Raw genomic sequence first — 7,173 nt, forward strand, 5'->3', positions numbered from 1 at the left:
CCGGCCAAATTCCTTTCCGGCCTTGACTGCCCGTCATTCCTGTCGGAAACCGCCATAACACTTTTGCGGCTTCTGAAGCTCGCTTCGAGTGAAACATCGAAATTAAGGCGAACTTCGGAATCAAAACGACACGAGGGCGCGAAACATGACGGCGGCCATGGACGAGCTTCTCGGCATTCTCGACCTCGAGCAGCTGGAACACAACCTGTACCGTGGTCGCAGCCCCAAACTCGACTGGCAGCGTGTCTTCGGCGGCCAGACCATCGCCCAGGCGCTGGTCGCAGCCCAGCGAACGGTCGAGCTCGAACGCCACGTGCATTCGCTGCACGGCTATTTCATGCGGCCGGGCGACACCAAGGTGCCGATCATCTACCAGGTCGACCGCATCCGCGACGGCGGCTCCTTCACCACGCGCCGTGTCGTGGCTGTCCAGCACGGCCAGGCGATCTTTTCGCTGGAAGCCTCGTTCCAGCAGGACGAGGTCGGTCTCGAGCACCAGGTGCCGATGCCGCTGGAGGTGCCGGCGCCCGACATATTGCTGTCGCAGCGCGAATTGATCGGCAAGTTCGGCGCGGCCGTGCCCGACGGCATCAGGCGCTACTGGGAGCGTGACCGGCCGATCGAGATGAAGCCGGTGATGCTGGAGCATTACACCAGCCGGGAGAAGCTGGAGCCGAAACAGAACATCTGGATCCGCACGACCGGCCCGGTTCCGGGCGATCGCGCCGCGCAGGCGGCCGTGCTTGCCTATCTTTCCGACATGACGCTGCTCGATACCTCGACCTTTGCGCATGGCCGCGCCATCTTCGATAGCGACATCCAGGCGGCGAGCCTCGATCACGCCATGTGGTTTCATCGCAGCCATGCGCTGGACGACTGGATGCTCTACACGCAGGACAGCCCGTCGACGCAAGGGTCGCGGGGGTTCACGCGCGGGTCGCTGTTTGCCCGCGACGGCACGTTGATCGCCTCGGTTGCCCAGGAAGGCCTGATCAGGCTGAAGCGGCCGCCCGCGGAATAGGCAATTTTGCAAAATTGCCTACTTTTTAATCAGCTGCGCTGCCGCGACTATGAACAGTCAGCCGACAAACCTTCCCCAAGTCGTTATTTAACAGCAGCTTAACACCCTGCTTCGGCAACTGGCACGGAGCTTGAATCCTAGCGGGCACTCTCCGGCTCTCATGGGGATCGGCGAAGTCGTGCAAACGCGGGGACCCGCAACAGTAAAGGGTGAAACCTTATGAAAATCGTGATGGCAATCATCAAGCCGTTCAAGCTCGACGAGGTGCGCGAAGCGCTCACCGCAGTCGGCATCCAGGGCCTGACCGTCACCGAAGTCAAAGGCTACGGGCGTCAGAAGGGACACACGGAAATCTATCGCGGGGCGGAATACGCGGTCAGCTTCCTGCCGAAGATCAAGATCGAAGTCGCGGTCGGCCTGGACATGGTCGACAAGGCCGTCGAAGCCATCACTGCGGCGGCCAAGACCGGTCAGATCGGCGACGGCAAGATCTTCGTTTTCGGCATCGACCAGGCGGTGCGCATTCGCACCGGCGAAACAGACACCGACGCGCTTTGAGCTGCGGAAACGTATTCCAATGGAGAGTTCAATGAATATTCCTTTTACTTTGAAGTCGGTGGCGCGCACCGCGCTGCTAGGCTCACTCGCTATCGCGGCGCTGGGCACGGTCGCCGCATTCGCGCAGGAAGCGGCGCCGGCCGCACCGGCCGCGCCAGCAGCGCCGGCCTTTACCGTCGACAAGGGCGACACGACGTGGATGATGATCTCCACCATCCTGGTGCTGCTGATGACCATTCCCGGCCTTGCCCTTTTCTACGGCGGCCTGGTTCGCGCCAAGAATATGCTGTCGGTGCTGATGCAGGTCTTCACCATCACCAGCGTGGTCATGATCGTCTGGGTTTTCTACGGCTACAGCCTTGCCTTCACCCCCGGCAACGCCTTCGTCGGCGGCCTTTCCAAGATGTTTCTCGCCGGCGTCGACGTGACGACGGTGTCGGAAACTTTTACCAAGGGCGTCGCCATTCCTGAACTGGTGTTCGTCATCTTCCAGATGAGCTTCGCCTGCATCACGCCTGCCCTGATCGTCGGCGCCTTCGCCGAACGCGTCAAGTTTTCGGCCGTGATCCTTTTCACCATACTGTGGGTCACATTCGTCTACTTCCCGATCGCGCATATGGTCTGGTTCTGGGGCGGTCCGAGCGCTTACAGCGACCCGTCGGGGCTCATCTTCAGCTTCGGCGCCATCGACTTCGCCGGCGGCACCGTCGTTCACATCAATGCGGGCATCGCCGGCCTCGTCGGCGCGCTGATGATCGGCAAGCGCATCGGCTACAACAAGGACGTCATGGCGCCGCATTCGATGACGCTGACCATGGTCGGCGCGTCGCTGCTGTGGGTCGGCTGGTTCGGCTTCAATGCCGGTTCGAACCTCGAAGCCAACGCCTATGCGGTGCTGGCCATGGTCAACACCTTCGTCGCCACAGCCGCGGCGGCAGTGACCTGGATCGTGCTTGAAACGCTGCTGCGCGGCAAAGCCTCCATGCTTGGCGCGGTTTCGGGCGCTGTTACCGGACTTGTCGCCGTCACGCCCGCCGCCGGCTTTGGCGGACCGATGGGCGTCATCGTGCTCGGCATCGTCGCCAGCTGCGTCTGCTACTTCTTCGTCTCGGTCGTGAAGAACAAGTTCGGCTACGACGACAGCCTCGATGTCTTCGGCATCCACTGCGTCGGCGGCATCATCGGCGCGCTCGGCACCGGCATCCTGGTCAACCCCGCCCTCGGCGGCGCCGGCATCGTCGATTATTCGACGGCCGACTTCGCCGCCGGCTATGCCGGCACGGCGACCCAGCTGTGGTCGCAGTTCAAGGGTGTCCTGGTAACCGTCCTGTGGTCGGGCATCGGCAGCGCCATCCTCTACAAGATCGTCGATATCATCGTAGGCTTGCGCCCGACAGCCGATGCAGAGCGCGAAGGGCTCGACCTCACCGCGCATGGCGAAGCGGCCTATCACCCGTAAGCCAGGCCACCTGTGGGTCTTGTCTGGGGCGGCCTCGGCCGCCCAACACCTTCCCTCCCGTCGTGACGCTCCCGAAAAGGGCTCACGCATTAAGGCCCGGACCGGTTCCGGGCCTCTTTTTTCGTGCGATGCCGCGCCAGTGGCATTCCAGGCTCGGTCACAATCGCTTGATCGGGCGCCTGATCGACCCTGGGCGATGAAACATCGGCCGGTCAGCGTGCCCGCCATTTGTGTGACCGGTTTCCACTCGGGGAGCGCCGGCACGCACCCATGGTTAATGCGGCCTTAACCTTCCCGCCGATAGTCTGGCATCCGAATCTGCCGGAGTGCGTCATGCGTCCGGCCAGTCCATGACAGACGGGGAACGACGAATGCATTCAGGGGCTTCAGCACCGCTTGCGCTGGCCGATACGGGGCACGGCATCCAGGCGTTCGCGCGGCGTCAGGTCGGTCGGCTGCTCGGCGCCGGCCTGTTTGCGCTGGTCGCCTTCGGCGTCGCCAGCCTCGCCACCTGGAACGTCGCCGACCCAAGCTTCTCCCATGCCACCGACAACATCGTCACCAACGCCATGGGCTATGTGGGCGCTGTCTTCTCCGACCTGGCCGTGCAGTTCTTCGGCCTTGCTGCGGTCGCGGCGCTGGTGCCGGCGGTGGTCTGGGGATTTCTGCTGTTTTCGGCGCGCGGCGTCGACAGGCTGCCGAAGCGCGGGCTCGCCTGGTTCGGCTACGCGGTGCTTGCCGCGGCCATGGCCGGCTGCGTGGTGCCGCCCAAGACCTGGCCGCTGCCGACCGGTCTCGGCGGCGTGTTCGGCGACATGGTGCTCAAGATTCCAGGCCTCGTCGTCGGCGGCTATCCGACCGGTCTCATCGCCAGCGTGCTCGCCGTGCTTCTGGCCGCGCCTGCACTGTGGCTGTTTGCCTACGGCTCGGCGCTGATTGCACGCAGGAACGGTTTCGCCGTCCTGGAGCAACCGGCCGCAGCCGATCCGAGGGACCAGGACGACCTGCTTTTCGACAATGACGAGGATGAGGGCGACGAGGGCATTCTGGCGCTAGGCGCGATCACGCATTGGTGGCTGTCGTTGCGGGCCTTTCTCCGCCGCCGCGCCGCCCGCCGCCGTGAGCGCGACGATTTCGAACCGGAGCCGCGCGCAAGCGCCTGGCGTCGCGCTGCCGAACGGGTCGAATCGGCCGAATTCGCCGAATCGCGGATGAGTGCCGATGGCCGCGCCCGCGTCGAGCCGGAATTCTTCGCCGCCATGGTCAACGACCGCAGCGCCTCGCTCGACGACGCCGATGTTTTTGACGATGACGATGACATGGATTTTGCGCCGGAGCCCGCGCGCAGCACTGCGCCCAATGCGAGGGTGCAGCCGTTCCGCTCCGATGCAGCCACCCGCGTCGCGGCGCCGGCGCCGCGGCCGGTTCCAGGCGCGCGTGTCCAGCGCGAAGCGCAGTCCTCGCTGATCGGCTCCGAACAATTCGAAATGCCGTCGCTGCATTTCCTGTCCGAGCCGAAGAACGTCGTGCGCGACGCCAGCCTGTCCAAGGACGCGTTGGAGCAGAATGCCCGCCTGCTCGAAGGCGTGCTGGAGGATTTCGGCGTCAAGGGCGAGATCATCCATGTCCGCCCCGGCCCGGTCGTCACGCTTTACGAGCTGGAGCCGGCGCCCGGCATCAAATCGTCGCGGGTCATCGGCCTGTCTGACGACATCGCCCGCTCGATGAGCGCGATCGCCTGCCGCGTCGCCGTGGTGCCGGGCCGCAACGCCATCGGCATCGAGCTACCGAACGCCAAGCGCGAGACCGTCTATCTCAGGGAAATCATGGCCAGCCGCGATTTCGAGACCACCAAGGCCAAGCTGGCGCTGGCGCTCGGCAAGACCATCAATGGCGAGGCGGTCATCGTCGACATCGCCAAGATGCCGCACGTGCTGGTCGCCGGCACCACCGGCTCGGGCAAGTCGGTCGCCATCAACACCATGATCCTGTCACTGCTCTACCGGCTGACGCCGCAGGACTGCCGGCTGATCATGATCGACCCGAAAATGCTGGAGCTCTCGGTCTATGACGGCATCCCGCATCTTTTGACGCCGGTCGTCACCGATCCGAAGAAGGCGGTGGTGGCGCTGAAATGGACCGTGCGCGAGATGGAGGACCGCTACCGCAAAATGTCGAAGGTCGGCGTCCGCAACATCGACGGTTTCAACGCGCGGGTGCAGCAGGCCGAGAAGAAGGGCGAAAAAATCTCGCGCACCGTGCAGACCGGCTTCGACCGGCAGACCGGCGAAGCGGTCTATGAGACGGAAAACCTCGATCTCGAGCCAATGCCCTACATCGTCGTCATCATCGACGAGATGGCCGATTTGATGATGGTCGCCGGCAAGGACATCGAAGGCGCGGTGCAGCGCCTGGCGCAGATGGCGCGCGCTGCCGGCATCCACGTCATCATGGCAACGCAGCGGCCGTCGGTCGACGTCATCACCGGCACGATCAAGGCCAACTTCCCGACCCGCATCTCCTTCCAGGTGACGTCGAAGATCGACAGCCGCACCATTCTGGGCGAACAGGGCGCCGAACAGCTGCTCGGCATGGGCGACATGCTCTACATGGCCGGCGGCGGCCGCATCCAGCGCGTGCACGGTCCCTTCGTTTCCGATGACGAGGTCGAGAAGATTGTCGCGCATCTGAAGCTGCAGGGCGTGCCGGAATATCTCGATGCCATTACCGAGGATGACGACGAGGACGACGATGAGCCGTCGGGCAAGGGTGGCTCGGGCGGTGGCGGCGGCAATTTCGAGGATTCCGACGATCCCTACGACCAGGCGGTTGCGGTGGTGCTGCGTGACGGCAAAGCCTCGACCAGCTACATCCAGCGCCGGCTCGGCATCGGCTACAACCGCGCCGCCTCTATCATCGAGAAGATGGAGAAGGAAGGCATTGTCGGCCCGGCCAACCATGCCGGAAAACGCGAAATTCTGGTGCCGACAGAGGACGACAAGTTCTGATCCGCCCGCCAAGCCGACAGGATTTTCGCGGCTGCAACCTGACGGCAGCAACTTTGAACCTTCTGGCGCGTTTGCAACGACCAAGCGCTGTTCGGCCGCCAAACTTAAGCCCAACTGGGGGGCCAAACACTGCGACAACAGATGAATCAGACGAGAGTAACCGGCATGAAAAACTCTTCTTTCGCCACGATCAGCGATTTTGCCCCGACCCGCCGCCAACTGCTTGGCCTCGGGTTGGTCCTGGCCGGCGCCGCGGCCATCAATGTCGTGCCCGGGGTCCAGTTGCTGGCGTCGGCGCAAGCGGCGGTGCCAGCCACCGCGCAGAAGATCGCCGACCATTTTTCCTCGGTCAAATCGATGGCCGGCGAATTCGTGCAGTTCGGACCCAAGGGCGAGCAGACCGGCGGCAAGTTCTTTCTGGAACGGCCGGGCAAGATACGCTTCAACTATGATGGGACGTCGAATTTCCGGGTGATTTCCGACGGCAAGTCGGTGGTCATCCTCAACAAGCGGCTGAAAACGTCCGATCTCTACCCATTGTCTAAAACGCCGCTCAAGCTGCTGCTCGACACCAGGATCGACCTCTCCGGCGGCCGCGTCAAAAGCGTCAAGGAAGAGAACGACGTCACCACCATCCAACTCGCCGACAAATCGGTGTTCGGCAGTTCGAAGATCACCATGATGTTCGATCCGAAAACCTACGAATTGCGCCAATGGACGATCACCGACGCGCAAGGCAAGGACACGACGGTGATGATCTTCAACGTCAGGGAAGGCGTAAGCTTCGCCCCCGACACCTTTGCCATCGACTACACGGCCAACCGCGAACTGAACACCAGGTCGCGGTAGGATCCGCTGTTATTCAGGTGAGGCCGGCCTGCGAATGGCGGTTTCCTGCGCTTCCGGTGCTCACGTACTTTAAGTACGCTCCGCTCCGGTTCTCGGAACCCACCATTCTCGACTCGGCCTGACCTGAATCTCAGCGAATCCTGGTGCCAGCCCGGGGGGGGGGGGGGGGGGGGGGGGGGGGGGTTTTTTGGGGGGGGGGGGGGGGGGAGGGAGGGGGAAGGGTGGGGGTTGGGGTTTTTTTGGATGAATTGAAAAAAAAATGGTGGGGGGGGGGTGGT

Annotated in this window: 5 protein-coding genes; all 5 read left to right on the plus strand. The window is 63.4% G+C overall.

Going from position 1 to position 7,173, the window contains the following annotated elements:
* The first annotated feature begins 145 nt into the window (after positions 1–145).
* On the plus strand, positions 146–1,021 hold the full coding sequence (gene tesB, locus AC0L3H_RS13795) for an acyl-CoA thioesterase II (RefSeq protein WP_473585819.1): 876 nt from the start codon (positions 146–148) through the stop codon (positions 1,019–1,021).
* 219 nt (positions 1,022–1,240) lie between these two features.
* A complete protein-coding gene (locus AC0L3H_RS13800; RefSeq protein WP_023800571.1) occupies positions 1,241–1,579 on the plus strand; it encodes a P-II family nitrogen regulator in 339 nt (112 codons plus the stop codon).
* A 31-nt stretch (positions 1,580–1,610) separates the two neighbouring features.
* Positions 1,611–3,038, plus strand: coding sequence for an ammonium transporter (locus tag AC0L3H_RS13805; protein WP_473585820.1), 1,428 nt, complete (start codon positions 1,611–1,613; stop codon positions 3,036–3,038).
* Positions 3,039–3,409: 371 nt separating this feature from the next.
* Entirely contained in the window at positions 3,410–6,046 is a 2,637-nt protein-coding gene (locus tag AC0L3H_RS13810; RefSeq protein ID WP_473585821.1) for an FtsK/SpoIIIE family DNA translocase, read from the plus strand.
* A gap of 165 nt (positions 6,047–6,211) precedes the next feature.
* Entirely contained in the window at positions 6,212–6,895 is a 684-nt protein-coding gene (locus tag AC0L3H_RS13815) for an outer-membrane lipoprotein carrier protein LolA (protein WP_473492583.1), read from the plus strand.
* The last annotated feature ends 278 nt before the right edge of the window (positions 6,896–7,173 follow it).

It is taken from the genome of Mesorhizobium sp. WSM4816 (genome assembly GCF_055811535.1).

What these genes read in the sequence shown, in the direction of transcription:
- AC0L3H_RS13805 (WP_473585820.1), top strand. Translation starts at nt 1,611, where the DNA reads ATGAATATTCCTTTTACTTTGAAGTCGGTGGCGCGCACCGCGCTGCTA.
- AC0L3H_RS13810 (WP_473585821.1), top strand. Translation starts at nt 3,410, where the DNA reads ATGCATTCAGGGGCTTCAGCACCGCTTGCGCTGGCCGATACGGGGCAC.
- AC0L3H_RS13815 (WP_473492583.1), top strand. Translation starts at nt 6,212, where the DNA reads ATGAAAAACTCTTCTTTCGCCACGATCAGCGATTTTGCCCCGACCCGC.
- AC0L3H_RS13800 (WP_023800571.1), top strand. Translation starts at nt 1,241, where the DNA reads ATGAAAATCGTGATGGCAATCATCAAGCCGTTCAAGCTCGACGAGGTG.
- tesB (WP_473585819.1), top strand. Translation starts at nt 146, where the DNA reads ATGACGGCGGCCATGGACGAGCTTCTCGGCATTCTCGACCTCGAGCAG.